21 protein-coding genes and 1 tRNA gene are annotated in these 26258 nt (G+C 58.1%); 12 read left to right on the forward strand and 10 right to left on the reverse strand.

Features of this window, described 5'->3' with window-relative positions; translation table 11 throughout:
- Positions 1–7 precede the first annotated feature (7 nt).
- The 4 genes from AC2FH0_RS14025 (at position 8) to AC2FH0_RS14040 (ending at position 4393) form a co-directional block, all read left to right on the forward strand.
- Positions 8–964, forward strand: coding sequence for an ABC transporter permease (locus AC2FH0_RS14025; protein ID WP_142636701.1), 957 nt, complete (start codon positions 8–10; stop codon positions 962–964).
- Positions 964–1779 (forward strand): ABC transporter permease, encoded by an 816-nt coding sequence (locus AC2FH0_RS14030; RefSeq protein ID WP_142636698.1) that lies wholly within the window; start codon positions 964–966, stop codon positions 1777–1779. The genes AC2FH0_RS14025 and AC2FH0_RS14030 overlap by 1 nt, the downstream gene beginning before the upstream one ends.
- Positions 1776–3413, forward strand: a complete 1638-nt coding sequence (locus AC2FH0_RS14035; protein ID WP_496677699.1) for an ABC transporter ATP-binding protein — start codon at positions 1776–1778, stop codon at positions 3411–3413. Before AC2FH0_RS14030 ends, AC2FH0_RS14035 begins: the two co-directional genes overlap by 4 nt.
- A gap of 143 nt (positions 3414–3556) precedes the next feature.
- Positions 3557–4393, forward strand: a complete 837-nt coding sequence (locus AC2FH0_RS14040) for an alkaline phosphatase family protein (protein WP_496690969.1) — start codon at positions 3557–3559, stop codon at positions 4391–4393.
- Positions 4394–4397: 4 nt separating this feature from the next.
- Here the strand turns inward: AC2FH0_RS14040 and AC2FH0_RS14045 are convergent, their stop codons facing one another.
- The 8 genes from AC2FH0_RS14045 to AC2FH0_RS14080 form a co-directional block, all read right to left on the reverse strand.
- Positions 4398–5321 carry an alpha/beta hydrolase gene (locus AC2FH0_RS14045; RefSeq protein ID WP_496789625.1) on the reverse strand — a complete coding sequence of 308 codons (924 nt, stop codon included), beginning with the start codon at positions 5319–5321 and terminating at the stop codon, positions 4398–4400.
- 13 nt (positions 5322–5334) lie between these two features.
- On the reverse strand, positions 5335–7224 hold the full coding sequence (locus tag AC2FH0_RS14050; RefSeq protein WP_496789627.1) for an acyl-CoA synthetase: 1890 nt from the start codon (positions 7222–7224) through the stop codon (positions 5335–5337).
- Between the two features lie 151 nt (positions 7225–7375).
- A complete protein-coding gene (locus tag AC2FH0_RS14055; protein WP_496789628.1) occupies positions 7376–9196 on the reverse strand; it encodes an ABC transporter transmembrane domain-containing protein in 1821 nt (606 codons plus the stop codon).
- A 127-nt stretch (positions 9197–9323) separates the two neighbouring features.
- Positions 9324–9398, reverse strand: a tRNA-Gly gene (locus AC2FH0_RS14060).
- Positions 9399–9536: 138 nt separating this feature from the next.
- Positions 9537–10673 carry an N-acetylglucosamine-6-phosphate deacetylase gene (nagA, locus tag AC2FH0_RS14065; RefSeq protein WP_496690972.1) on the reverse strand — a complete coding sequence of 379 codons (1137 nt, stop codon included), beginning with the start codon at positions 10671–10673 and terminating at the stop codon, positions 9537–9539.
- Complete coding sequence (locus AC2FH0_RS14070) at positions 10670–11698, reverse strand: SIS domain-containing protein (RefSeq protein WP_496690973.1); 1029 nt, start codon at positions 11696–11698, stop codon at positions 10670–10672. The genes nagA and AC2FH0_RS14070 overlap by 4 nt, the downstream gene beginning before the upstream one ends.
- A gap of 19 nt (positions 11699–11717) precedes the next feature.
- Entirely contained in the window at positions 11718–12467 is a 750-nt protein-coding gene (locus AC2FH0_RS14075; RefSeq protein ID WP_496690974.1) for a GntR family transcriptional regulator, read from the reverse strand.
- Positions 12454–13329: a glucosamine kinase nucleotide-binding domain-containing protein gene (locus AC2FH0_RS14080; protein WP_496690975.1), complete on the reverse strand. Its 876-nt coding sequence runs from the start codon at positions 13327–13329 to the stop codon at positions 12454–12456. The genes AC2FH0_RS14075 and AC2FH0_RS14080 overlap by 14 nt, the downstream gene beginning before the upstream one ends.
- Before the next feature lie 171 nt (positions 13330–13500).
- On the opposite strand from AC2FH0_RS14080, the gene AC2FH0_RS14085 reads away from it, so the two are divergent.
- The 7 genes from AC2FH0_RS14085 (at position 13501) to AC2FH0_RS14115 (ending at position 21613) form a co-directional block, all read left to right on the forward strand.
- On the forward strand, positions 13501–14385 hold the full coding sequence (locus AC2FH0_RS14085) for an N-acetylmuramic acid 6-phosphate etherase (RefSeq protein ID WP_142636678.1): 885 nt from the start codon (positions 13501–13503) through the stop codon (positions 14383–14385).
- 24 nt (positions 14386–14409) lie between these two features.
- On the forward strand, positions 14410–15663 hold the full coding sequence (locus tag AC2FH0_RS14090) for an ABC transporter substrate-binding protein (RefSeq protein WP_142636676.1): 1254 nt from the start codon (positions 14410–14412) through the stop codon (positions 15661–15663).
- A 65-nt stretch (positions 15664–15728) separates the two neighbouring features.
- On the forward strand, positions 15729–16643 hold the full coding sequence (locus tag AC2FH0_RS14095) for a carbohydrate ABC transporter permease (protein ID WP_142636674.1): 915 nt from the start codon (positions 15729–15731) through the stop codon (positions 16641–16643).
- Positions 16644–16653: 10 nt separating this feature from the next.
- Positions 16654–17493 (forward strand): carbohydrate ABC transporter permease, encoded by an 840-nt coding sequence (locus AC2FH0_RS14100; protein WP_142636672.1) that lies wholly within the window; start codon positions 16654–16656, stop codon positions 17491–17493.
- Entirely contained in the window at positions 17490–18524 is a 1035-nt protein-coding gene (locus AC2FH0_RS14105) for a Gfo/Idh/MocA family protein (protein ID WP_496708724.1), read from the forward strand. The genes AC2FH0_RS14100 and AC2FH0_RS14105 overlap by 4 nt, the downstream gene beginning before the upstream one ends.
- Positions 18521–19516: an ABC transporter ATP-binding protein gene (locus AC2FH0_RS14110; RefSeq protein WP_496708723.1), complete on the forward strand. Its 996-nt coding sequence runs from the start codon at positions 18521–18523 to the stop codon at positions 19514–19516. The genes AC2FH0_RS14105 and AC2FH0_RS14110 overlap by 4 nt, the downstream gene beginning before the upstream one ends.
- Positions 19517–19723: 207 nt before the next feature.
- Positions 19724–21613 (forward strand): PhoX family protein, encoded by a 1890-nt coding sequence (locus AC2FH0_RS14115; protein WP_496708722.1) that lies wholly within the window; start codon positions 19724–19726, stop codon positions 21611–21613.
- Positions 21614–21660: 47 nt separating this feature from the next.
- Here AC2FH0_RS14115 and AC2FH0_RS14120 read toward each other — a convergent pair whose 3' ends face one another.
- On the reverse strand, positions 21661–22227 hold the full coding sequence (locus AC2FH0_RS14120) for a tetratricopeptide repeat protein (RefSeq protein ID WP_496701545.1): 567 nt from the start codon (positions 22225–22227) through the stop codon (positions 21661–21663).
- A 30-nt stretch (positions 22228–22257) separates the two neighbouring features.
- A complete protein-coding gene (locus tag AC2FH0_RS14125; protein WP_425595921.1) occupies positions 22258–22740 on the reverse strand; it encodes an Lrp/AsnC family transcriptional regulator in 483 nt (160 codons plus the stop codon).
- A 108-nt stretch (positions 22741–22848) separates the two neighbouring features.
- Here AC2FH0_RS14125 and putA point away from each other — a divergent pair, with 108 nt between their 5' ends.
- A complete protein-coding gene (gene putA, locus AC2FH0_RS14130; protein WP_496789629.1) occupies positions 22849–26250 on the forward strand; it encodes a bifunctional proline dehydrogenase/L-glutamate gamma-semialdehyde dehydrogenase PutA in 3402 nt (1133 codons plus the stop codon).
- The last annotated feature ends 8 nt before the right edge of the window (positions 26251–26258 follow it).

Genomic DNA, 26258 nt, shown 5'->3' on the forward strand with positions numbered 1-26258 from the left:
ACGGATCATGCATCCTATCATCAAATTGGTTTCCCAGCGCCTTGCGCTGGGACTCCTATTGCTGTTTGGCGCTTCGGCCCTGATTTTTGGCCTGACCGAAGCCCTGCCCGGAGACGCCGCGCAAGCCGTCCTGGGACAGTCCGCAACTCCTGAGGCTCTTGCTAACTTACGTGAGGAAATGGGGCTGAACCGCCCTGCCCTGACCCGATACGCCGAATGGCTGGGCGGGATCGTTCAAGGCGATCTGGGCCAATCGATGACCAACAAACTGGATATCGCTGAAAGCATCGGCAAGCGCCTGGGCAACACGCTGTTCCTGGCTTGTGCCGCCGCCGTCGTCTCCGTACCACTCGCTATCTTCCTTGGCTTGTTGGCCGTCCGCTATCGCAACCGCATGCCGGACAAATTGATCTCGGCTGTGACCTTGACCACGGTTTCGATCCCCGAATTCCTGATCGGCTACGTGATTATCTATTTCGTTTCCGTAAAACTGGGCTGGTTTTCCTCGCTTGCGATGATCAACGATTCGATGTCCTTCGGTGAAAAGCTCTATGCAATCGCCTTGCCGGCCTTTGTGCTGACGCTGGTGGTATTGGCACAGATGATGCGGATGACCCGCGCCGCAATCCTAAACCTGATGCAGTCGGCCTATATCGAAACGGCTGAGCTGAAAGGTTTGTCCAGTTTTCAGGTCATCGCGCGACATGCCTTCCCCAACGCGATTTCGCCCATTGTCAACGTTGTGATGCTGAACCTGGCCTATCTGGTCGTGGGCGTCGTCGTGGTCGAAGTGGTGTTCGTTTACCCTGGCATGGGGCAATATCTTGTGGACTCGGTGACCAAGCGTGACGTGCCTGTGGTTCTGGCCTGCGGAGTTGTCTTCGCTGCGGTCTATATCGGGCTGAACATGGTTGCCGATATCGTGTCCATCCTTGCCAATCCAAGACTGAGGCACCCGAAATGATGAAGAATCTTCCTATTTCGGCCATGATCGGTCTGTTTTTCACCGGGCTGTACTTTTTCGTGGCGCTCGCGGCACCCCTGATCGCTCCTTACGGCATGGCTGAGGTGGTCGGTGATGTCTGGGAACCGTCCAGTGCCAAACACCTGTTGGGTACGGACAATATCGGGCGCGATCTGCTAACTCGCATGATCTATGGCGGGCGCACGACCATCTTTATCGCTGCTGCTGCCACAATCCTCAGCTTTGCCACCGGCACCACGCTGGGCTTGCTGGCCGCTGTTCTTGGTGGCTGGGCCGATCAGGTCCTCAGCCGAGCGGTTGACCTGGTCATGTCAATCCCGACACTGATCCTGGCGCTGGTCATTCTGGCGATTGTCCCGGTGACTGTCCCGATCCTGATCCTGGTGATGGGCCTGCTGGATGCCACACGCCCCTATCGCCTGTCGCGATCAGTCGCTGTGGATATCAATGTGATGGACTATGTTGAGGCTGCCAAGCTGCGCGGTGAGGGTCGTATCTGGATCATCTTCCGGGAAATCCTGCCCAATGCTCTGTCGCCTCTGGTGGCCGAGTTCGGATTGCGGTTCATCTTTATGGTTCTGTTTATCTCGACCCTCTCGTTCCTGGGTCTGGGCGTCCAACCGCCGCTGGCGGATTGGGGTGGAATCGTGAAGGAAAACAAAGACGGTATCGTCTATGGCATCGGCGCGGCGCTATATCCGGCTGTTGCCATCGCGACCCTCGCCATCTCGGTCAACCTTGTTGCTGACTGGGTCCTGAACCGTACCACATCGCTGAAAGGAGGCCGGGGATGAGTGATACCCTTCTCAAGGTCCGCGACCTCAAAATCGGCGCGACCGTCTATCCACCGGGTGAAAAACCCCATGATATCGAAATCGTGCACGGGGTCAGCTTTGACCTTGAACGCGGCAAGGTGTTGGGGCTGATCGGTGAATCCGGGGCCGGTAAATCCACCATTGGTCTGGCCTCAATGGCCTATGGCCGTGGTGGTGTTGAACTCACCGGCGGAGAGGTTTGGGTTAACGGGCGCGATATCCTGAAAACCCCGCATAGCGATATCCGCAATCTGCGCGGAGGCGAAGTAGCATATGTTTCGCAATCCGCCGCAGCATCGTTCAACCCAGCCAAGAAGATCATGGATCAGGTGATCGAAGCCGCGGTGGAGCACAAGAAGTTTTCGCGTAAAGAGGCCGAAGCCCGCGCGCGGGAACTGTTCGCCAAGCTGGGGCTTCCCGATCCGGACAATATTGGTGATCGCTATCCGCACCAAGTTTCGGGCGGTCAGCTACAGCGGTGTATGACAGCGCTGGCGCTTTGTCCTGAGCCTGATCTGGTGGTGTTCGACGAACCGACAACTGCGCTGGATGTGACCACCCAGATCGATGTTCTGATGGCCATTAAGGAAGCCATTCGTGATACCGGCGTTGCCGCGCTCTATATCACCCACGATCTGGCAGTCGTTGCGCAAGTCAGCGACGACATCATGGTTCTGCGCATGGGTAACACGGTCGAGTACGGCAACACCGATCAGATCATCAACAACCCGCAGGAAGAGTATACCAAGGCGCTGGTCTCGGTCCGCTCCATCGAACATGAAGAAAAGAAGCCAACATCCGAACCAGTGCTGACAGTTGACGGGATCACTGCGCGCTATAAGGGGCTGAATTTCGACGTGCTGCACAACGTCAATGTCGAGCTCCATCCGGGCCAAACATTAGCGGTTGTGGGCGAATCCGGTTCTGGCAAGTCCACGCTGGCACGGGTGATCACCGGGCTGCTTCCACCGCGCGATGGCGAGATCAATTTCGCCGGACGCAAGCTCAGTGGCGATCTGAAGGGCCGCAGCCGTGAAGACCTGCGTGAGTTGCAGATGATTTATCAGATGGCAGACGTGGCGATGAACCCGCGTCAGACCGTCGGCACTATCATCGGGCGCCCGCTGGAGTTCTACTTCGGTATGCGCGGCGCGGAAAAACGCAAGCGGATCGTGGAACTGCTGGATGAGATCGAGCTGGGCGAAAAATACATGGACCGCTATCCGGCGGAACTGTCTGGCGGCCAGAAACAGCGTGTTTGCATTGCGCGTTCATTGGCGGCCAAGCCCAAGATGATCATCTGTGACGAGGTCACCTCGGCGCTGGATCCGCTAGTCGCGGATGGTATCCTCAAACTGCTGCTGGACCTGCAAAAGATCGAGGATGTGGCCTATCTGTTCATCACCCACGATCTGGCAACAGTGCGCGCGATCAGCGACAGTATTGCGGTGATGTATCAGGGCCGAGTCGTCCGCTACGGCCCCAAGTCGCAGGTGCTGAGCCCACCGTTTGACGACTATACCGACCTACTGCTCAGCTCTGTCCCCGAAATGCATCTGGGCTGGCTGGAAGAGGTCGTCGCCCACCGCAAAATGGAAAGCGCCGGGAACTGATCCCGGCCCTTCCTGTAAGTTTATGAAATCCCGGCGCCATTCGATCAAGGTGTCGGGATTTTGCCATTTGGGGCGGGATCAGGCAGCCAGACCGCACCGAATCTTTTAGGGTCGGCTGAAGCAATCTGAAAAAGGGTCAGAGCATGGACCGCAAACTTCTCCTCATCATTCTGGACGGTGTTCCATGGCGCAATTTCCGTCGTTTGTTCGGCAATCTGGAAGGCTGGGTCGACACCGGCGAGGCGCGCGTTTGGAAGAAGCGCGCTGTGCTGCCCTCAATCTCGGCAAGCTGCTATGCCTCGATCCATACCGGTGTTACACCGCAGGAGCATGGCTGTACCGGCAATGGCAACGTGTTCCGCCTGAGTCAGAAGGACATCTTCAGCCAAGTGCGCGAAGCCGGCGGCGTGACTGGGGCTGTGGCCCACAGCTTCTGGTCGCAATTTTTTAATCGCCATCCATTCGACTATGTCCGCGATGTTGAATACGACGAGCCCAACAGCAAAACGATCAATCATGGTCGGTTCCACACGATGACAGGCTATGGCAAAGCCAACCAGATGACGCCCTGTGACGTCGATCTGTTCGCGACGCTGACAAATCTCTGCCTACGCCATGGCTTGGACTATGGATTGCTGCATACCAGCACTTTGGACAGCATGGGTCACAGATTCTTTCATGAATGTGAAGAGATGGACCATGCCTGTTTCGTGATGGACGAAATGCTGGCCCCGTTTATCCCGCGCTGGCGGCAGTTGGGTTACGACGTCATCGTCACCGCAGATCACGGCCAGGACGATCGTGGCCATCACGGTGGGCGTGGCGCATTGCAGCAGGAAACCGCGCTGTATTACTTCGGTGACGCCGAAGGCCCCGATGCGGACGCTGTGATCGACCAGCTACAACTGGCGCCCACGATTCTGGGCCGTTTGGGTGCCCCGGTTGCCGAAACCATGAAGGGTCAGCCCTTCTTGAAGTAGGGGATCAGTCGTAGGGCCAGATCTGCTGGCCCAACGCCTCTATCGCCACCGAGATCCTCTCGAAGCTGTCCGCCGCACGTTTGACCATGGTGCGCGCCCGCAGATAGCCGTGCACAAGGCCGGGTTCATTGATGCAATGAGCCTGCCCACCTGCAGCCCTGATCTGCTCGCAATAGATCGCACCATCATCACGTAAGGGATCACAATCTGCAGTTACCACCACGGTTGGGGGCAGCCCCGAGAAATCCGTGTCATGCAATGGAGCGAATGTCGGGTCGTTTTCCGGCACATCTCCACCACAGCGCATCTTCTCGTAAATACTTACTTCCTCCAGCGTCAGCAAAGGCGCATGGGCATGTTCCTTATAGGAACCACGGGATGAATCTCCGCCCAAGCCTGGATAGATGAGGACCTGACCAAGAAGATTGTCGAACTGCGTCCGTCCGTGCTGTGAAACTGCGGCGGCCAGATTTCCACCCGCGCTGTCGCCCGCCAGAACGAAAGGGTCCTGGAACTCTTGCACCGCCCAGTTGGTTGCAGCCCAGCTATCGTGAAACTGGGCAGGATGAATATGTTCGGGGCTCAGGCGGTAATCCACGGCAATCACCCGATACCCAGTTTGTGCACAAAGTTCGGCACAGACATCGTCGTGACTGTCCAGTCCGCCGACGACAAACCCGCCTCCGTGGAAATAGATCACCGTCCGGCTTGGATTGCCTGCGGTGTAAATGCGAACAGGCACGCCATCGGCGCGCCTGTCTTCTGTTTCAACACCCATTGGGCGAGGTTGGCGAAAATCCTTGCACATTACGTCATAGACGCCGCGCTGATCTTCGATCGACAATTCGACCGCGTCATCAGGATAGCTTTCAGCCGTTCGTCTTATGAACGCCCAGGTTTCTTCATCGATCAGACGTTCATAGTCCATAGCCCCTCCGCGATCAGGCAGCCCACTCCCATGGCCGGGTGAACGATCCCAGCACTTTGCTGACATCGTCGTCCGAGGAACCGTTGGCGTCAAGCTGCGCGACAAGTCCGCGCTTTTTATCATCCAGAACCGAAACCACACGCGCAGCAACGCCTGCGTCTTCAAGCGCACCATTGTAGATGCGTGTGATTGCCTGCTTGCGCAGTTCGGGCTTAAAGACTTTGCCCACTGCCGTCTTGGGCAGTTCGTCCAGAATGGTCATGTGCTTAGGTTGCGCGGCGCGCTCGTGAACGTGGACTCTGCAGTATTCCATCAGCTCCTGCTCTGTCACACTGGCCCCAGAGACCAGTTCGACAAAGGCACAGGGCACTTCGCCCGCATGGGCGTCTGGTTGACCGATCGCACCGGCAAATGCCACGGCTTCATGCCCCAACAGCGCCTCTTCGATCTCGGCCGGGTCGATATTGTGCCCGCCGCGAATGATCAAATCCTTGGCACGACCGGTGATCCACAAATATCCATCATCGTCAAACCGGCCCAAATCACCGGTGCGCAGATATTTGTCATAGTGGAACAGGCCCACGTTCTTTTCGACCTCTGTATACGTGTTGCCCGCAAATACGCCGGGGTTCGAGATACAGATCTCACCAATCTGATCAGTGCCACATTCGGTCGGACCGTCGGGCCCATCCTGCAGGATTTTCACATCCGTATAAGGGAACGGAACGCCAATCGAACCGATCTTCTTTTCGCCATCCACCGGGTTGCACGACACAAGGCAGGTGGCTTCGGTCAGGCCATAGCCTTCGACTATTGTGACGCCGGTGGCCTCTTCAAAGCGACGGAACAGTTCAACCGGCAAAGGAGCCGAGCCTGAGAAGGCCGTTTTCACTGACGAGATATCAGCGTCGACAGGGCGCTGCATTTTGGCAGAGATCGCTGTCGGAACCGTGATGATAAAGCTGACTTTCCAACGCTCGATCAATTTCCAGAAATTGTCGAAAACGCCATCCCCGCGATATCCTTGAGGCGTCGGGAAGACCACATGCGCACCCGAACTCACCGCAGCCATGACGATCACATGCACAGCAAAGACGTGGAACATGGGCAGTGGGCACATGACCACATCGTTTTCGTCGAACAACAAGGTGCCACCACACCAGCCATTATAGATCAGGCCGGAATATTTGTGTTGTGCAACCTTGGGCATGCCGGTTGTACCACCAGTATGGAAATAGCACGCAACACGGTCTGATTTACTGTCTTCGAATGTCAGTGTCTTGGACTGTTTCGCCAGCTCTTTACTGAAATTCAAATAGTCCGCATGAGCCAATTTAGCCTTGTCGCCCATTTTGGGACGCACAAGGGGGACGATCCACGATTTCGGAGGCGTCAGATAGCGATTCAGGTCGATTTCCAGAATTGTGTTCACACCGGGCGCGTGGCGTACGGCCTCTTCCACCTTCTGTGCAACATCGGCTTTGGGAAATGACTTTAGCGTCACAACAACCTTGGCTTTCGTCTCGCGCAAAATTGCTGCGATTTGCTCGGGCTCCAACAACGGGTTGATCGGGTTCACGATCCCTGCGACGGCCCCTCCCATAAGGGTCACCAGAGTTTCGTTGCAGTTGGGCAGAACATAGGCCACCACATCGTTTTCACCGATACCCAGAGATCTGAAAAGATTGGCGGCCTGATTGACCTTACCCAGCAGATCAGACCACGTCAGTGTCTCGGCCTTATCGGCTGGGCCGGAAAACAGCTGAAAGCTAATGGCCTTGTGGTCGGGGAACTTGGCCGCCGTTCGAGAAAGTAACTGATGAAAGGTTACCGGTACGTCTCGATCCTCCCACGGCATTTCATTTTCTATTCTTGCCTTATCGTCTAATCCCGCGAATGCCATTAGTTCCTCCCTGTACTTTTACTGCGTCACGCGCAGGCTCTCATCTAGGATGAAAGTAAAACCCGCTCATGTGCAAGTAAGGGCTTAACGGCAGAACAACCCAGAATGTAGAATGACGCTGGGGCGCAAAACAAAATATCTCGCCATCAGGTTACTCTGCTGCAACACCATCGGTAAATTGCAACCGTGCCAAACGCGCGTACAGCCCATCCTGCGATACCAGATCGTCATGCGTTCCCTGCGCAACGATCTGCCCGTTCTCCAGGACGATGATGCGGTCGGCTTTTTTCACGGTTGCCAATCTGTGCGCAACAATCAGCGTCGTCCGCCCTGCACGCAACCTGTCGACAGCCCCTTGCACAGCGCGCTCACTTTCGGCGTCCAGCGCGGATGTCGCCTCATCCAACAACAGGATCGGTGCGTCGCGCAAGATGGCGCGGGCGATGGCGATACGCTGTTTTTGTCCGCCTGACAGCATGACGCCCCGCTCGCCGACAAAGCTGTCATAGCCTTCGGGCAGAGCCGAGATGAACTCATGCGCCGCAGCTGCGCGGGCGGCGTCTTCAACTTCGGCATCCGTCGCGTCGAGCCGTCCAAATCGGATATTTTCGCGCGCCGATGCTGCAAATATCGTGGGATCCTGAGGTACAAGTGCCATATGACGGCGGAAATTGGAACGATCCAAATCTCGCAGGTCAATACCATCCAAACAAACGCGTCCCGAGTCAGGATCATAGAATCGCTGAATCATCTGGATCACAGTTGTTTTTCCGGCCCCCGAGGGGCCGACAAATGCGACGGTTTCCCCGGGGTTGACTGTCAGCGACAGTTCATTCAACGCCACGACATCCGGACGCGCCGGGTAGCGGAAAGTCACATCGTCGAACTGAATCTCGCCGCGCACGGGCGCGGGGAAAACTTGCGCCTGGCCGGGATCGTTCACGGTGTCCTGAGCATTCAACAACTCGACCAACCGCTCGGTCGCACCGGCCGCACGCTGCAATTCGCTCCAGATTTCGGACAGGGCCGCAACCGAACCGGCCATGATGATCGAATAGATCACGAACTGGATCAGAACGCCCTCGGTCATGACACCGTTGCGGACATCATTCGCCCCCATCCACAACACGCCGACGATTCCGGAAAACACCAGGAATATAACGATAACGGTCAGCACGGCCCGGGTCTGAATTCGGCGCAGCGAGACAGTATAGGACGTTTCGGTCATCTCACCGAATTGATTTCGGCTGGCCTGCTCATGGGTAAAGGCCTGAACGGTTTGAACCGCGCTCAGCGCTTCACCGGCGTTGCCCGATGAGGCTGCGATCCAGTCTTGGTTTTCCCGGCTAATAACCCGCAGGCGCCGCCCCAATACCAGTATCGGAACCACAACCAGCGGAATCAGCAGCAAGACCATCCCGGTCAGCTTGGCCGAGGTCAGCAGCATCAGCACAAGCCCGCCCAGAAACATCAACATATTGCGTAGAGCGATCGAGACTGACGAGCCCAGCACGGATTGAATCAGCGTGGTGTCGGTCGTGATCCGGCTCAGCACCTCACCCGTCATGATACGTTCATAGAATTCGGGGCTCATCCCGATGACGCGATCAAAAACGGCTTTGCGGATATCGGCGACAACGCGTTCACCCAGGCGCGTAACAAGCGCGTAGCGGATACCTGTTCCGACGGCGAGAATCGCGGCGATGCCCAGCGCCGCCAGAAAGTACCAATCCAGTAGCTCTCCGTCTTCGATCCGAAAGTTGTCGACCACACGGCGGACGGCCAAAGGCAATGTCAGCGTCATGCTGGCGGTCAGAACCAAGGCCAAAGAGGCTCCAATCATTTGCAACCGATAAGGCTTCATGAATGGCCAGAGCGAAGCCAGAACACCGATCTTCCTGGACCTGGCCCGTTCCTCAGCCGCACCGGGTGCGGGTTTTGCTGCTGGACTGGCTGAGACGGGTTTTGCCATGTCAGGCCCTTACTTCGTGTTCGAATTCCGGTATCCCGCTTCTTGGCGTCTACAACCCGCCGGGTCAAGCGGTGCAGCCGAATGGCCCAAACGAAAGGCTATTTGACGCAGATTTTTGGGGCTGATTTGGAGCGGGCGGCGGGAATCGAACCCGCTTCATCAGCTTGGAAGGCTGAGGTAATAGCCAGTATACGACGCCCGCTCAGCGGTGGCTGGTTTATGCCATGCCCAAGGTGTCGTCAAGCACAGTTCGCACGTGAAATACAAAATCATATGACACCCGGGGACGGACCCCGGTGCATCGGTATTCCCGGGGTCGTTTCGGCAGCGCGCGGCTTATTCAGCGCGCGGTATTCGCCCAATCGCAAGATTCAAGATCCGCCGAAATACGGATCATGGATGCCAGATTCATACTGGAAGATTCGGCCAAGCCAATCAGCTTCGCAGGATAGGTCGTTGCGGCGCTCAGCGCATCCTTCAGCGGGACACCGACAATTTTGACAAGGATGCGAACAGCCGTCGTCAAATCCAGATCAGCCCCTGCCAGCGTTCCATTTTCAAGCGTCAGGCGGCCATCCGTTCTGGTAATACGGCGCCCTTCAAGGTTGAATTCGGCATCCTCTGTTCCGGCAACAGCCATGGCATCGCTGACCAGAAATATCCGGGCCGGCCCGGTCTTTGCCGCCCATGCCGCCCTCATGACCTCAGGGTGTACGTGTATACTGTCGGCAATCAGACCCGCAGACAAACCCGCATTGGCCAGCGCCGCCCCTACAAGTCCAGGCTCGCGGTTTCCAAGCTGGCTCATGGCGTTGAACAGATGTGTGACACAGCGCGCGCCCGCCGCAGCATAACGTTGACAGGTCGCAAAATCCGCATTGCTATGACCCAGAGACACCAGAATTCCGGCCTCAGCCAAAGAGGTAACCTGTCGCTCAGACACAGCTTCTGGCGCCAGGGTTACTTTGAGGCAAGGCAATCGGCTGGCCGCGGCTATCAGGGTGGTCAGATCATCTTCATCCATCGGGCGGATCAGCGCCGCGTCATGCGCCCCTTTTCGCGCCAACGAAAGATGCGGTCCCTCCAGATGCAGTCCAGCGACACCGGGAACACCGACATCCACAGCCTTGATCGCGGCCTCTATTGCCTGCTGGGTCTTGGCCGCAGTGTCGGTAATCAGGGTGGGCAAAAAGGATGCGACGCCAAGCTTTCTATGCGCTTGAGAAACGCGCTGGATAGTCTCGACAGAAGGGTCATCGTTGAACATGACACTTCCGCCGCCATTGACCTGTAGGTCCACAAATCCGGGGCAGAGAATATCACCGTTCAGATCGACCTGCTGCCCGGCGATTTTGGTTCCGTCTGCCGGGGTGACCTCGGACAATTTACCTTGGCAAAACACAACCGCCTGCCCCTCCAGCAGGTGTGTGCCGTCGAAATAGGCGCCGTTTCTGAATACAACCGTCTCAGAGGTCATACAGTTTCCGTAACTTTCTTAAGGTGACGCGGGGCATCAGGGTCAATTCCGCGATTGCAGGCGACCGATTCAACCATGCTGTAGAACGATGTGATGGTGCTGATGGGATCGGTCAGCCAATGGTCCGTTCTGACGACCGGCAGAGGCTGCGCCTGTTTCACCGCCGAGGTTGCGGCAAAAACGGTAGCCCCTTTTGCCGCCAACGCATCAGCCGCTTCTGCCGTTGTTTGTTCAGCGGCATCACCGGCGGCGAACACAATGGTTGGAAACCCTTCTTCAACGATTGAGACCGGCCCGTGCAGAACTTCGGCAGTCGAATAGCTCTCGGCGTGAATCTGGCAGGTCTCTTTGATCTTCAGCGCCGCTTCATTCGAGATCGCCAGCGACGGACCGCGACCCAAGGTAAACAGGGACCGGCCGGAAATCGCATTGGCGGCCGGGGTCCAGTCGCATTGGGCAGCCTTCCCAAGATACCCGGGCAGTGACCATATGGCCTGCTTCAGCTCTGCCTCATCCGCGATTTCCGCCAGCAACCACAGCCCCGCCACCAGAGACGTCACAAAGGTCTTGGTTGCTGCCACACTCAATTCCGGTCCGGCATGAAGATGCAGGACGGCATCCGTGGCATCTGCCAGGTGGGATTCCGTATTGTTCGTAATGGCGACCGTCACGGCACCAGATCGTTTCAGCGCGCGCGTCATGCCAACGATGTCCGGGCTTTGACCAGATTGCGACACCGATATACTCAACGTACCCTGCGCCCGAAGCTCGGCACCATAGATCGAGTTGACCGAGGGCCCGACCGAGGCAACAGGAAGGTTCAGCAACAGTTCGCATGCATATTTCAGATAGGTGCAGGCGTGATCCGAAGATCCCCGCGCCACCGTGACCAGAAAACGCGGGTCTGCGTCGCGCGCCAACTGGGCAGCGTGGCGGATATTGTCAGCCCCATTGCTTAGCAATCGGTCTACGGCATCAGGAATTTCCAGAATTTCCTGACGCATCTTCGAGAGTTCTACGGACATCTAGTTCCGTCCTTTCAGGTTACAACCGCAATTCAGCGACAAAATCATACGCATCGCCGCGATAAAGCGAGCGTGTCAGTTCGGCGACGCGTCCGTTTCTGAGAAAAGAAACACGTTCAATATTCAGCCCAGCGGCTCCCTCGGGAACATCAAGCAGTTCAGCCTCACGCGCGGCCAAATTCAGGGCCGAGATCTTCTGAACCGCCCGAACAGGACGGCGGCCCAGCCGATCCAAGACCTCGTACAGAGAGGTGGTCACTTCGATCGGGTTGGGCAAGATATCCAAAGGCAACGCCGCTTTTTCCAGCGCCAGCGGGCGGCCATCGGCTTCGCGCAATCGGTAGATACGAGAGATTTGCTCACCCTCGGACAAGCTCAAGGCGGCAATCTCTTCTTGGGTCGGCGCAAAGACCCCCCGCTCCAGCCATTTCGAGGCGGTCTTCATTCCGCGGCTGGTCATGTCTTCGGTGAAGGATGTCAGATGCGTCAGCGATTGTTCGACCCGCGCCATACGCTCGCGGATGAACGAGCCCGAGCCCTGACGCTGTTCGATCACGCCCTCTTGGACAAGCTCTTGAATCGCCTTGCGCACAGTGACGCGCGACAGGTCGGTGATCTCGACAAGTTCCCTCTCGGACGGCAGCGACGAATTGGGGGGCAGAACGCCGGTATCAATGCCCTCCTGCAGCCTGCGCCGCAGCTGCACATATCGCGGGCCGTTGTCAGCGGTCAGCCAGGATTCCGAGCGCAGAAAATCAGCGATGCTCATGTTCTACCTCCTTCGCCAGGGCAAGCGCCCCGTCGAGCGGTTCGCCCAATGGTGCGCGCAGGTCGGATTGCATGTTTTCGGGCAGGTAGGCGGCATAATGGCCGCCAATCCCACCGGTCAGGCACAGCGCGGTGCCCGGGCTCCTCCCCAGACGCGCGGCTGTATCAGCCAGGTAAGCAGCACCTGCCTGCATGATGTGTTGCGCGGCCTCGTCTTCATTCTGAGCCGCCAAGGTCACTTTTGGCGCAATCGCACCAAACTGCGCAGGATCAGCAGCGCCTGCAAAGCGGACGATCCCGGCGGTGCCGTCGTGGTCGGACAGCAGAGCCGCCAAAAGGTCCGAACTGGGCTGCGTTCCATCAAAGGCGCGCAATGCCAAAGACAGCGCCATCCTTCCAACCCACTGGGCCGAGGCTTCATCCCCCAAGGCCGAGCCCCAGCCACCGGCAAAGCGCATGTCTCTACCAGTTTGTCTGGCCAGAAATGAGCCTGTACCACAATGGGCGATCAGCCCGTCCTGCGCACCCAGGGCCCCGCGCAAAGCTGCGGGGCGGTCATCTTCAATCCGGGCGCGCGTCAGGCCAAGCGCATCCCTCAGGCGGGTTGCGATTGTCTGATCCGTGATCCCGGCCAAGCCAACAAAAGCAGGGCAGGCCAACAAGGTCTCAACCCCGAGGCCAAGCTTGCCGGACAGCTGATCCAACCCAAGTTTTATCTGTGAAACACCGGCCTCAAAATCAGTCGAGACATTCGCAGCGCCGACCTCAACACCGTGAATAACTCCGGCAACCTCGCAGGCAACGCGACACCGCGTTCCACCGCCATCAATGGCCAGCACAGCATTATTCAGGGACTCAGTCATGACAATACCAATACAATACCTATTTCGATTAGAAAAGCCTCGTTTTATGCTATTTTCGCCAATATCTCGATTTTTCCTTTAAAATCAGCACCCAAATAATACCGAAAAGAAAATGTTGGACAGGTGGTATTAAATAGGTATTGTAATCGGGAAACCTGGGAGGGGATTCTCTTGACGCTGCCGTCAACCGAACAACTGCACCGCGACGCCGCCAGCCTGAGCCGCGAAGACCTGACAGGGTCGGCGCTGTTGCTGGCCGAGGGGCAGATCGCTGCGGCAGCGGCGGTGCGCTCGGCCACACAGGCTATTGCATTGGGCGCCGCTGCGATGGCCAGGACGCTCCGGTCGGGCGGCATGTTGCACTATGTTGCGGCAGGCTCGTCCGGTTTGATGGCGGCGGCTGACGCGCAAGAGCTGGGCGGAACATTCTCGATCACGCCAGACCAGTTGCGAATCCATATGGCTGGTGGTCTTCCGACGGGTGTCGAGATGCCGGGTGATTCCGAAGACGCCGACGGTGACCTGCGTGAAGCGCTGAACAGTTTGTCAGCCCAGGACACGGTGATCGCCGTATCCGCAAGCGGGTCGACCCCCTACACGATGACAGCCGCAGGCATCGCCCGTGCAAAAGGCGCGACCTTGATCGGCATCGCCAATAACGCCAACAGCCCCCTGCTGATACAGGCCAACATCCCGATCCTGCTTGCCACACCGCCCGAATTGATCTCTGGATCAACTCGGATGGGCGCGGGAACGGCACAAAAGATCGCCTTGAATATGCTGTCGTCGCTGATGGCGCTGGACCTTGGCCACGTACATGGCGGCATGATGGTCAACCTGCGCGCCGACAATGACAAACTGCGCGCCCGCGCGGCCGGAATCGTCACCCGCATTGCCGAGGTGGACACAGGCGCTGCAAAGCGCGCACTGGAAGCAACGCGCGGTGATGTGAAGCCCGCCGTGCTTGTCGCCGCAAAAGGTGTTTCGGCATCCGAAGCCACCGAACGCCTACGAACATCAGACGGAATCCTAACGGCCGCACTGGCCATAGAATAATAACCATCAATCGGGAGAATATGGATGACCAAGAATAGCTTGAAACTTGCTCTGCTGGGCACGACGCTGATGGCGTCGGCTGCCTATGCGGAAGATGTGACCCTGACCATCGAAAGCTGGCGAAATGACGACCTGACGCTATGGCAGGACCAGATCATCCCTGCGTTTGAGGCCAAACACCCCGGCATCAAAGTGCAATTCACACCCTCGGCCCCGGCAGAATACAACGCTGTCCTGAACTCGAAACTGGATGCGGGCTCGGCTGGCGATCTGATCACCTGCCGTCCTTTCGATGCATCACTGGCCCTCTATGAGGCCGGCCACCTGAGCGACCTGTCGGGTGTCGAAGCGATGGGCAACTTCTCGGATGTGGCCAAATCGGCCTGGCAGACGGATGACGGCTCGGCCAGCTTCTGCGTTCCCATGGCATCGGTGATCCACGGGTTCATCTATAACAAGGACGCGTTTGCCGAACTGGGTATCGAAGTTCCCACAACCGAGGACGAGTTCTTTGCCGCCCTCGACAAGATCAAGGAAGACGGCACTTATATCCCGATGGCGATGGGCACCAACGACCAGTGGGAAGCCGCCACTATGGGTTATAACAACATCGGCCCGAACTATTGGAAAGGCGAAGAGGGCCGCCAGGCGCTGATCGCGGGCGAGCAAAAGCTGACCGATGAAGCCTGGACCGCCCCCTATGCCACCCTGGCCCGTTGGGGCGCTTATCTGGGTGATGGATATGAGGCGCAGACCTATCCCGACAGCCAGAACATCTTTACCTTGGGCCGCGCAGCCGTCTACCCTGCGGGATCCTGGGAAATTTCGGGCTTCAATGCGCAGGCCGATTTCGAAATGGGCGCCTTTAAGCCCCCAGTCCAGAATGCGGGCGATACGTGCTATATCTCGGACCACACCGACATTGGCATTGGTATGAATGCGGCCACCGCGAATCCCGAAGCTGCCGAGACGTTCCTGGCCTGGGTCGCAAGCCCGGAATTCGCCGAAATCTTCGGCAACGCCCTGCCTGGCTTCTTCCCGCTCTCGAACACTCCGGTCGAGCTGCAGGACCCGCTGGCCAAGGAAATCGTAGGCTGGCGCGAAGAGTGTGAATCGACCATCCGCTCGACCTATCAAATCCTGTCGCGTGGCACACCGAACCTTGAAAACGATACCTGGGGCGCTTCGGTTGCCGCCATCAAAGGCGCAAAATCCCCCGAGGAACTGGGTGCCGAACTGCAGGAAGGCCTGGCCTCCTGGTACGCTCCGCATCAGTAAGCTGATCCATACCCGGGCGGTGCCGACCGCCCGGGTAACTCCGACACCCCTTTGAAAGCAATCCCATGACCCGCCCCCGCATCCGCTGGCATATCGTTGTATTTCTGGCACCTGCCGTACTCGTCTATACCGCTGTGATGATTTTCCCGCTGTTCAACACACTGCGCCTTGCACTGTATACAGAGGTTGATCAGGCTCGCGTGTTTGTCGGATTGCAGAATTTCCGGACCCTGTTTTTCGATCCCAACTGGTCGGATCAGTTCTGGAATGCTCTGGGTAATAATTTTTGGTTCTTCCTGATCCATATGTTGGTTCAGAACCCGATCGGCATCGCGCTGGCCGCCCTTCTCAGCCACCCCCGCCTACGGTTTGCCGCCCTGTATCGCTCGGCGATCTTTATTCCTACGATCCTCAGCTTTGTGATCGTGGGCTTTGCCTGGAAACTGATCCTGTCGCCGATCTGGGGCATCGCACCTTCGATGCTGGATGCGGTTGGGCTGAAGTCCCTCTTTGCGCCGTGGTTGGGCAAAGAGGAATACGCACTGACCACGCTGGCGCTGATCTCGGTCTGGCAGTTCGTAGGCATCCCGATGATGCTGATCTATGCCGCCCTGCTGACCATCCCCGAAGAAATCCTTGAGGCCGGAGAGATCGACGGCATCACCGGGGCCTCGGCCTTCTGGAAGATCAAACTACCGCTGATCCTGCCCTCGATCGGGATCATCTCGATCCTGACCTTTGTGGGAAATTTCAACGCATTCGACCTGATCTATGCCTCACAAGGCGCGCTGGCGGGGCCGGATTTCTCAACCGATATTCTGGGCACCTTCATGTACCGCACCTTCTTTGGCTTCCAGTTGCAGCTGGGCGACCCGCATATGGGGTCCGCCATCGCCGGGGCCATGTTCGCAATCATCCTGGTGGGCGTCTGTATCTATCTGTTCGGCATCCAGACCCGGATGCGCCGGTATCAACTGTGAGGGCCAAGTGATGAACAAAGCACGCCAAAACCCCCTCAACACCGCAGCAATGCATGCCGGGTTGATCCTGTACACGCTGATCGCGCTGTTCCCGGTCTTTGTGATCCTGATCAACAGCTTCAAAACCCGCCGGTCGATCTTTCGCGAACCGCTGGCCCTGCCCAACGCAGACAGTTTTTCGCTGATCGGCTATGAGACGGTGATGAAGCAGGGGGATTTCTTCCTCTACTTTCAGAACTCGATGATCGTCACCGTGGCGTCGTTGTTCTTTATCCTGCTGTTCGGTGCCATGGCGGCCTATGCGCTGTCCGAATACCAGTTCAAAGGCAACCTGCTGATGGGCCTGTATCTGGCACTGGGGATCATGATTCCGATCCGCATCGGCACTGTCGCAATCCTTGAGATGATGGTGGCGACCGGGTTGGTGAACTCACTTTGGGCGCTGATCCTGGTCTATACGGCACAGGGTTTGCCGCTGGCTGTGTTCATCCTGTCCGAATTCATGCGGCAGGTCAGCGACGATCTGAAAAACGCCGGGCGCATCGACGGGCTGTCGGAATATACGATCTTCTTCCGCCTGGTGCTGCCACTGGTGCGGCCCGCCATGGCGACGGTGGCCGTATTCAACATGATCCCGATCTGGAACGACCTTTGGTTCCCGCTGATCCTGGCCCCCGCCGAAGAGACCAAGACCCTGACGCTGGGCAGCCAGGTCTTTATCGGTCAATTTGTCACCGACTGGAACGCCGTCCTTTCAGCCTTGTCGATGGCAATCCTGCCGGTCCTGGTTCTCTATGTCATATTCTCGCGCCAGCTGATCCGCGGCATCACGTCAGGGGCTGTCAAATGACACGTGTTCTGATCGCAGGTCTTGGCAATATGGGGTTCAGCCACGCGCTGGCCCATCACCATCACCCGGACGTGCAAATTGCTGGGCTGGTGAACCGATCCGGGCGCGTGGATGACCCCGATCTGGCGGATTATCCTGCCTATTCGGATTTCGAAACCGCGCTGGCCGAAACAAACTCGGATCTGGTCGTGATCGCCACCTATTCCGACAGCCATGCGGATTATGCCTGTGCGGCGATGGAAGCCGGGGCGCATGTCTTTGTAGAGAAACCGCTGGCCACCAATGTCGCTGATGCGCGGCGCGTGGTCGAAACCGCCATCCGACTGAACCGCAAGCTGGTTGTTGGCTACATCCTGCGCCACCACCCCTCGTGGGTGCGGCTGATTGCCGAGGCCCGCAACCTGGGTGGGCCTTATGTATTCCGCCTGAACCTGAACCAGCAATCCAGCGGCGCGGAATGGGAGACGCATAAAGCGTTGATGCAGACCACCTCGCCCATCGTGGATTGCGGCGTTCACTATGTCGATGTGATGTGTCAGATCACCGACGCGCAACCGGTGCGCGTCCACGGCATGGGTCTGCGCCTGTCCGATGAGATCGCGCCCGAAATGTATAATTATGGCCAGTTCCAGGTGGTCTTCGATGACGGCTCGGTCGGCTGGTACGAGGCCGGCTGGGGCCCGATGATGTCGGAAACCGCGTTCTTCGTGAAAGATATCGTGTCGCCCAACGGCTCGGTCTCGATCACCGACGGGAACAAGGGCGCCTCGGCGGATATCGACGGGCATACCAAAGTCGGCGGTCTGCTGGTGCACACGCCCGACGGCGACCACACAATCGAGATGCCGGATGAACCCGGCCACCAAAACCTCTGCGATGCCGAACAGGCCTATATGCTGCGCGCCATCACTGACGATATCGACCTGACGCGTCATATGAATGACGCCGTCCAATCCCTTGCCATTTGCCTGGCTGCGGATGAAAGCATCCGCACAGGCCAGCCCGTTTCCTTTGAGGAGCAAGCGACATGACCGCCCTGACGCTGAACAAAATCAATAAATCCTTCGGCAATGTGCATGTCCTGAAGGACATCACGCTCGAGGTCGAAGACGGCGAGTTCGTCGTCTTTGTCGGCCCCTCGGGCTGCGGCAAGTCCACCTTATTGCGAGTGATTGCCGGGCTCGAGGATGCGTCCTCAGGCGATATCCATATTGGTGGTCAACAGGTCAATCTGCTGCCGCCCTCCAAGCGCGGTATCGCGATGGTGTTCCAAAGCTATGCGCTTTACCCGCACCTCAATGTCCGGGGAAACATGACGCTGGCGCTGAAACAGGAAAAGCAGCCCAAATCGGTGATCGAAGAGCGCGTCGCCAATGCCAGCCGGATGCTGAACCTCGAGCCTTATCTGGATCGCTTCCCGTCGGAATTGTCAGGCGGTCAGCGTCAGCGGGTTGCCATTGGCCGTGCCATCGTGCGCGAACCCAAACTGTTCCTGTTTGACGAGCCTCTGTCCAATCTGGATGCCGCGCTGCGCATGAATACGCGGATCGAGATCGCCAATCTGCACCGCGCGCTGGACGCCTCGATGATCTATGTCACCCATGACCAGACCGAGGCGATGACGCTGGCAGACAAGATCGTCGTTCTGCGCGACGGAAGGGTGGAACAGATTGGCAGCCCGATGGAGCTGTATAACAACCCTGCCAACCAATTTGTGGCCGGGTTCCTCGGCTCTCCGTCGATGAATTTCCTGCCGCAGGGGCTGCTTAATGAAAGCGGTCAGAACACGATCGGCATCCGGCCCGAGGACCTGTTTGTTTCAGATGACGGACCGCTCACCGCGCGTGTAAGCCATGTCGAAAAGCTGGGCGGAGACACAAATGTCATCGCACAGGTCAACGAACATGCCGTAACCGCCCGCCTGTTTGGCCAGCATGCGATATCCGAAGGGCAGGAATTGCGACTCGCCTATTCTCCGGACAAGGCCTATCGGTTTAACGCCGAAGGTCAGCGCCTTACCTGACCGCTTTTCCCCTGGCGAAACCCCAATAAAACACGCCGTGATCAACCCGTTTTGACGGGCTGGTCCAATCGGCGTATCCTTACGCATCCCGAGTAAATCTGTTTCCTGAGTATCCCGGCGCCATCGTTAATGGTGCTGTTATCACCCTGTCACAAATGCCCCCTAAATGCGTTTCATCGACTTTTCACCGACAGCCAGGAGCAATCCATGAAAGACGTTGACCCTACCACACTTTCCGCCGACGACTGGGACGAGCTGCATTTCCCCCGCCCCGAAGAAAACGACTTTGACCGTGTCGTCGAAAGCGCCATTTCCCGCCGTGGATTTCTGTCCGGCGTTGTGGCTTTCGGCTCTGGCGCGGCTGCGATGGGTACTGGCCTACTTGGTTCGACCTCGGCGCAGGCACAGGCTGCATCCCGCTTTGCCTTCACGCCAATCGCCGCACAGACCGACGGCACCGTCCATGTGCCCGAAGGGTACGATTGGCAGATCCTGATGCGCTGGGGCGACCCGCTGTTTTCGGATGCCGATGGCTATGACCTAGCCGAGGGCGGCCCAGTCGAGAACTCGGACCGCATCTTTGGCGAGAATACCGACGGAATGGAGACCTTTATCTTCCAGGGTCATGAGCTGATTGCGATCAATCACGAATATCCGAACGGTAAGATCAACCTGCCCGCCGCGCAGGAAGGCGTTCCAGCCAGTGCTGACGACGTGCGCAAACTGCAGAACCTGCAGGGTGTGACCGTGATGGAAATCACCGAAGGCCCCGAAGGCTGGTCCGTGGTTAAAGACAGCCCGTTCAACCGGCGCATTCACCACAACACGCTGATGGCTATCGTCGGCCCCGCCGCTGGCCACGATCTGCTGAAGACCGAGGCCGACCCGACCGGCACAACCTCGCTGGGCACCATGAACAACTGCGGTGCAGGCAAGACGCCTTGGGGCACGTATCTGACCTGCGAAGAGAACTTTAACGGCTATTTCGGCTCCAGCGACGAAAACGCCAGCTATGATCAAAAGGTCGCGGACGGTTTCAAACGCTATGGTGTCAAAGCCGAAAGCTGGAACGGCTACGAACTGTTCGATCCGCGGTTCGACACCTCCAAAAACCCCAATGAGCCGCACCGGGTGGGCTGGATCGTCGAAATCGACCCGACCAAACCGGATAGCACCCCGGTCAAACATACCGGTCTGGGCCGTTTCAAGCATGAAAATGCCGAGGTGACTCTGGCCGCTGATGGCCGCGTGGTTGTCTATATGGGTGATGATGAGCGGGGCGAGTATCTGTACAAATTCGTCTCGAACCGAACCTATCAGCCCGGCGGCGAAACCCAGAGCCTGTTGAACGACGGCACGCTTTATGTGGCGAAATTCGATGACGACATGACAGGCACCTGGCTGCCGCTGACGCCGGATGCAACCGGCATGGATGCGGCGGATATTGCGATCTTTACCCGAATGGCGGCATCCAAAGCAGGCGGCACCACAATGGACCGCCCTGAATGGGTGGCGTCCAGCCCAGTAGCGGTCGAAGCCTATTGCTGCCTGACCAACAACAAGAACCGCGGCGTGAAACCAAATGCCGGAGGCGACGATACGTCGACCAATGGACCCAACCCGCGTGAGGCCAATAAATATGGCCAGATCGTTCGCTGGAAACCGGATAATGACGACCACGCAGCCGACGCGTTCGTTTGGGGTCTCTATGTCATGGCCGGCAATCCGACGGTGCATTCTGACGCCCGCGCCGGGTCGGCCAATGTGAACGAGGGCAACCTGTTCAACTCACCCGACGGGATGACCATTGACTCGACCGGTCTGGTCTGGATCCAGACCGACGGCAATGACGACAATGAAGAAGACTTCGCAGGTCACGGCAACAACCAGATGCTGGTCGGCGATCCGGTCACAGGCGAAATCGCCCGTTTCATGACCGGTCCAAACGGGTGTGAGGTCACGGGTCTGGCCTGGTCCAGCGATCTGCGCACCATGTTTGTCGGCATTCAGCATCCCGGCAGCGAATGGCCGGATGGTGGCACACCGCGCTCGTCGGTGATCACGATCAAGCGCACCGATAACGGGCTGGTCGGTTAAGCTGTTCCAGATTGTCCCCGGTCCTATGGGTCGGGGACGTCTATTCCTCAGATATCCTCACCGGGCGGCTCCAACGGTCCGCCTGGAGCCATCAAGTGGCGCTCGGACAGCCAGGGATTAAGCTCCAAAGCATGTGACAGTGCCGCACGGGCTTCATCTATCCGATGCAAGCCAAGCAGCGTCAGGGCGCGCCCGCTGATCGCCGCGACATGGTTCGGAGACAGCTCGATCGCCTTGTCCAGATCCGGCAACGCAGATGCGAAATCCTGGCTAAGATAATATGCAAAGGCGCGCTGATTGTACCCCTCGGCATAGTGCGGGCAGTATTCGATAAGCTTGTCAAACTCCTCGATGGCACCCCGAAGGTCCCAGCCACTGCGGCGGGTCATGCCCCGGTCCAGAACGGCCTGCGCAACAGCGTCGGGCGCATCGGTCCACAACTCCCATAACTGATTGGAAAATGTCTGGGCTTCGGCCTCGTTTCCAACATCCTGAATTTGCGCGATTACGGCCGAGATGCTTTCAGTATGATCCGGCGAGGACGGGCATTCTTCAGACCAGGCGACACCCGGAGGGGCCGCCAACACTAGCAGAGGGAACACAAAACGCTTCATACGCGTATGGTGACGCGCTTGCGCAATTCGTCAACCCACCCTGTCCAAAGCGCCTGAAACAACGGTTTCCTTAACTGCCTCCATCGCCACAAAGGTCGAGGTATTCGCCACATGCGGAAGCGAGGATATCTTCTCAGCCAAAACGGCGCGGTATTCCGACATTGAACCAGTGCGGATTTTCAGCAGATAGTCGAAATTCGACGCGATCATATGAGCTTGCTCGATTTCGGGCACCTTGCGGACTGCGGCGTTAAACTCGGCCAGTGCCTTCTCTCTTGTGTCGGTCAGGCGCACCTCGACAAAAGCCACATGGTCCAACCCCAGTCGGATCGGGTCCAGTAGGGCGCGATACCCGGTGATCACCCCGCTAGCCTCAAGTCGCTTTAGACGCGCCTGGGTTGGGGATTTCGACAGCCCGATCCGCCGCGCTAGGTCGGCAACTGATATGCGCCCATCCTCTGAGAGAATCGCCAAGATCGCTCGATCAAACCGATCCAAATCCGGAAAGTTCATTTGCACGGCATTATCCCCTAAATACAGTCCATCCGACCAGATGAATTAAAAAATACGGCAATCGTCCTGAGAAATCGACATTATATTCAACAAAAGCCTGGAGGATTCATGTCACACAGCCTGAGCACCCATATCGACAGCCAAACCTACGCTGATCAAACCGCCGTTCTCGACAATCTTATCGATCATGCCGCGCTGTCTGAAACTGATCGAGCCCAAATCTGTGCGGCAGCCGCCCAGCTTGTGCGTGATATTCGATCCAGTACATCGCCGGGCATGATGGAGGTGTTTCTGGCCGAATATGGCCTGTCTACCGATGAGGGCGTGGCGCTGATGTGTCTGGCCGAAGCGCTGCTGCGCGTGCCGGATGCCGACACGATCGATGCTCTCATCGAAGACAAGATCGCGCCGTCCGACTGGGGCAAGCATCTTGGGCAATCCTCCTCGCCGCTGGTGAATGCCTCGACTTGGGCGCTGATGCTGACCGGTAAAGTCCTCGACGACGGCAAGCCCTCGCCTGTCAGTGCCCTGCGAGGTGCGATCAAAAGACTGGGTGAACCGGTTATCCGCACGGCCGTCGGGCGCGCAATGAAGGAAATGGGTCGTCAGTTCGTGCTGGGCGAGACCATCCAGTCGGCCATGGAACGTGCCAGCGGGATGGAGGCCAAGGGCTATACCTATTCCTACGATATGCTGGGTGAAGCCGCACGGACCGAGGCCGACGCGGCCCGATATCATTTGTCTTATTCCCGTGCCATCACCGCCATTGCAGAGGCCTGCACCCATGATGACATTCGCGCCAATCCAGGCATCTCGGTAAAGCTGTCAGCACTGCACCCCCGGTATGAGTTGGCCCAGGAACAGCGAGTGATGGCCGAGCTTGTCCCGCGCCTGCGCGCTCTGTGCCTTTTGGCCAAAGCCGCTGGCATGGGCCTGAACATCGACGCCGAAGAGGCCGACCGCCTGTCGCTGTCCCTGCAGGTCATCGAAGCGGTGATGGCCGAGCCTGCACTCGCAGGATGGGACGGGTTCGGAATTGTGGTTCAGGCCTATGGTCCGCGTGCTGGAATCGCTCTGGACGCGCTCTATGGAATGGCCGAGCGCTATGACCGCAAACTGATGGTGCGGCTGGTCAAAGGCGCCTATTGGGATACCGAAATCAAGCGCGCTCAGGTTGAAGGCGTAGAGGGTTTTCCGGTGTTTACCAGCAAGGCCGTGACCGATGTCTCCTATATTGCTAATGCGCGAAAATTGCTGAGCATGACCGACAGGATCTATCCGCAGTTTGCCACCCATAACGCTCATACGGTCAGTGCAATTCTGCAGATGGCAACTGATCAGCTTTTCGAATTCCAGCGGCTGCACGGGATGGGGGAAACCCTGCACCATCTGGTTAAGGACGCAAACAAGACACGCTGCCGCATATATGCGCCTGTCGGGGCCCATCGTGACTTGCTGGCCTATCTGGTGCGGCGACTGCTTGAAAATGGTGCGAACTCTTCATTCGTGAACCAAATCGTGGATGATACTGTTCCCCCGGAGGAGGTTGCGGCCGATCCGTTTCTGACTCTCCTAGAACCGGCGCGCGCCATCCCAACCGGACCCGAACTGTATCAACCCGAGCGGCCCAATTCGCAGGGGTTTGATCTGCGGCACATTCCCACTTTGGACCGGGTCAACGCCGCCCGCGACGCGTTTCGGGCGCATCGCTGGTATGCGCGCCCGTTGTTGTCCGGCGATGCGCGGCCCGATGACGATCAGCCCATCGTCAACCCCGCACAGTCGCGGGATCGCCCCGGTGCCGTTGCTCCGGCCAGCGCACAAGATGTCGAGCTTGCTTTGACTGCAGCCACCCCCTGGCAGGTAGTGGCAGATCAACGCTCGCAGGTTCTGAATGCCGCCGCCGACCTTTACGAGACCCATTTCGGTGAACTTTTCGCCCTGCTGGCCCGTGAGGCTGGTAAGTCCCTGCCCGATGCAGTCGCCGAACTGCGCGAGGCGGTAGATTTCCTGCGCTATTATGCGGCGAATATACCCGACGCAGAACCAGCGGGTGTGTTCACCTGCATCAGCCCGTGGAACTTTCCGCTGGCCATTTTCACCGGTCAAATATCCGCCGCTTTGGCCACTGGGAATGCGGTGTTGGCAAAGCCCGCACCGCAGACACCATTGATCGCGCATCGCGCCGTTGAATTGCTGCACGAGGCCGGAGTGCCACGCAGCGCGCTACAGTTGCTGCCGGGCGGTCCATCGGTGGGCGCAGCCCTGACCTCGGACCCGAGAGTGTCGGGAGTGGCCTTTACCGGCTCGACCGGGACCGCCCTGAAAATCCGTGCGGCCATGGCCGGAAACTTGCGGCCGGGAACGCCTCTGATCGCGGAAACTGGTGGCTTGAATGCGATGATCGTGGACAGCACCGCCCTGCCCGAACAGGCGGTTCAGTCCATCATCGAAAGCGCGTTCCAATCAGCGGGGCAAAGATGTTCAGCCCTGCGCTGTCTCTATGTCCAGGAAGACATTGCCGATGATCTTCTGACCATGCTGACAGGGGCTATGGATGCGCTGCTGGTTGGTGATCCCTGGCCTATCTCAACCGATTGCGGCCCGGTGATTGACGACGATGCTCGTCGCGGCATCGCCGATCACATCGCATTGGCACGGTCCGAAGGGCGTGTCCTGAAAGAGATGTCCGTCCCTGGTGACGGCACGTTCATCGCCCCAACCCTTATCAAAATCCCCGGCATTGCCGAGTTGGAGCGCGAGGTGTTTGGCCCCGTCCTGCATGTAGTGCGGTTCAATTCCTCAGAGTTGGATCAGATCATCGCCGATATCAACGCCACAGGATATGGGCTGACCTTTGGCCTGCACACACGGATCGACGACCGCGTTCAGCACATCACCGAAGCTGTTCATGCCGGAAACATCTACGTCAATCGCAACCAGATCGGCGCCATAGTTGGATCGCAACCCTTTGGCGGCGAGGGTCTGTCGGGGACCGGCCCAAAGGCGGGCGGGCCGAACTACCTGACCCGTTTCTGCGCCCCGGACCGGCAGGTCAGTCCCGAGCAATGGTCCACCGATATGACCGATCTACCATTGCCAGAAGGAAAATCTGCTGAGATCAAGGCGCGGTTGCTGCCCGGTCCGACGGGTGAATCGAACCGCCTGAGTGAATTCTCACGCGCACCGCTATTGTGTATGGGCCCCGGAGTTGAAGCCGCACAAGCGCAGGCCAATGCGGTCAAAGCCCTGGGCGGTCAGGCGATTATCGCTACCGGTGCCTTTGACCTGCACCGGCTTGAAAACCTGACCGGTTTCTCTGGCGTCTTGTGGTGGGGCGACGACGCAACCGGTCAGGAAATCGAGCGTCATCTGTCCCGGCGTGCAGGCCCAATCATCCCTCTGATCCCCGGCCAGCCAGATCGCACCCGCGTTCTGGGAGAACGACATGTCTGTGTCGACACCACTGCTGCGGGTGGGAATGCCGCATTGCTGGGGGGTGCGGCCTAAACAGGCCT

The organism is Ruegeria sp. CDSC051 (genome assembly GCF_059610665.1).

Bases quoted from the DNA above. Each gene is read 5' to 3' on its own strand.
- AC2FH0_RS14110 (WP_496708723.1), top strand. From the start codon at position 18,521: ATGACCGCCCTGACGCTGAACAAAATCAATAAATCCTTCGGCAATGTG.
- AC2FH0_RS14105 (WP_496708724.1), top strand. From the start codon at position 17,490: ATGACACGTGTTCTGATCGCAGGTCTTGGCAATATGGGGTTCAGCCAC.
- putA (WP_496789629.1), top strand. From the start codon at position 22,849: ATGTCACACAGCCTGAGCACCCATATCGACAGCCAAACCTACGCTGAT.
- AC2FH0_RS14030 (WP_142636698.1), top strand. From the start codon at position 964: ATGAAGAATCTTCCTATTTCGGCCATGATCGGTCTGTTTTTCACCGGG.
- AC2FH0_RS14115 (WP_496708722.1), top strand. From the start codon at position 19,724: ATGAAAGACGTTGACCCTACCACACTTTCCGCCGACGACTGGGACGAG.
- AC2FH0_RS14075 (WP_496690974.1), bottom strand. From the start codon at position 12,467: ATGAGCATCGCTGATTTTCTGCGCTCGGAATCCTGGCTGACCGCTGAC.
- AC2FH0_RS14090 (WP_142636676.1), top strand. From the start codon at position 14,410: ATGACCAAGAATAGCTTGAAACTTGCTCTGCTGGGCACGACGCTGATG.
- AC2FH0_RS14045 (WP_496789625.1), bottom strand. From the start codon at position 5,321: ATGGACTATGAACGTCTGATCGATGAAGAAACCTGGGCGTTCATAAGA.
- AC2FH0_RS14055 (WP_496789628.1), bottom strand. From the start codon at position 9,196: ATGGCAAAACCCGTCTCAGCCAGTCCAGCAGCAAAACCCGCACCCGGT.
- AC2FH0_RS14025 (WP_142636701.1), top strand. From the start codon at position 8: ATGCATCCTATCATCAAATTGGTTTCCCAGCGCCTTGCGCTGGGACTC.
- AC2FH0_RS14080 (WP_496690975.1), bottom strand. From the start codon at position 13,329: ATGACTGAGTCCCTGAATAATGCTGTGCTGGCCATTGATGGCGGTGGA.
- AC2FH0_RS14100 (WP_142636672.1), top strand. From the start codon at position 16,654: ATGAACAAAGCACGCCAAAACCCCCTCAACACCGCAGCAATGCATGCC.
- AC2FH0_RS14035 (WP_496677699.1), top strand. From the start codon at position 1,776: ATGAGTGATACCCTTCTCAAGGTCCGCGACCTCAAAATCGGCGCGACC.
- AC2FH0_RS14125 (WP_425595921.1), bottom strand. From the start codon at position 22,740: ATGAACTTTCCGGATTTGGATCGGTTTGATCGAGCGATCTTGGCGATT.
- nagA (WP_496690972.1), bottom strand. From the start codon at position 10,673: ATGACCTCTGAGACGGTTGTATTCAGAAACGGCGCCTATTTCGACGGC.
- AC2FH0_RS14095 (WP_142636674.1), top strand. From the start codon at position 15,729: ATGACCCGCCCCCGCATCCGCTGGCATATCGTTGTATTTCTGGCACCT.
- AC2FH0_RS14120 (WP_496701545.1), bottom strand. From the start codon at position 22,227: ATGAAGCGTTTTGTGTTCCCTCTGCTAGTGTTGGCGGCCCCTCCGGGT.
- AC2FH0_RS14070 (WP_496690973.1), bottom strand. From the start codon at position 11,698: ATGTCCGTAGAACTCTCGAAGATGCGTCAGGAAATTCTGGAAATTCCT.
- AC2FH0_RS14040 (WP_496690969.1), top strand. From the start codon at position 3,557: ATGGACCGCAAACTTCTCCTCATCATTCTGGACGGTGTTCCATGGCGC.
- AC2FH0_RS14050 (WP_496789627.1), bottom strand. From the start codon at position 7,224: ATGGCATTCGCGGGATTAGACGATAAGGCAAGAATAGAAAATGAAATG.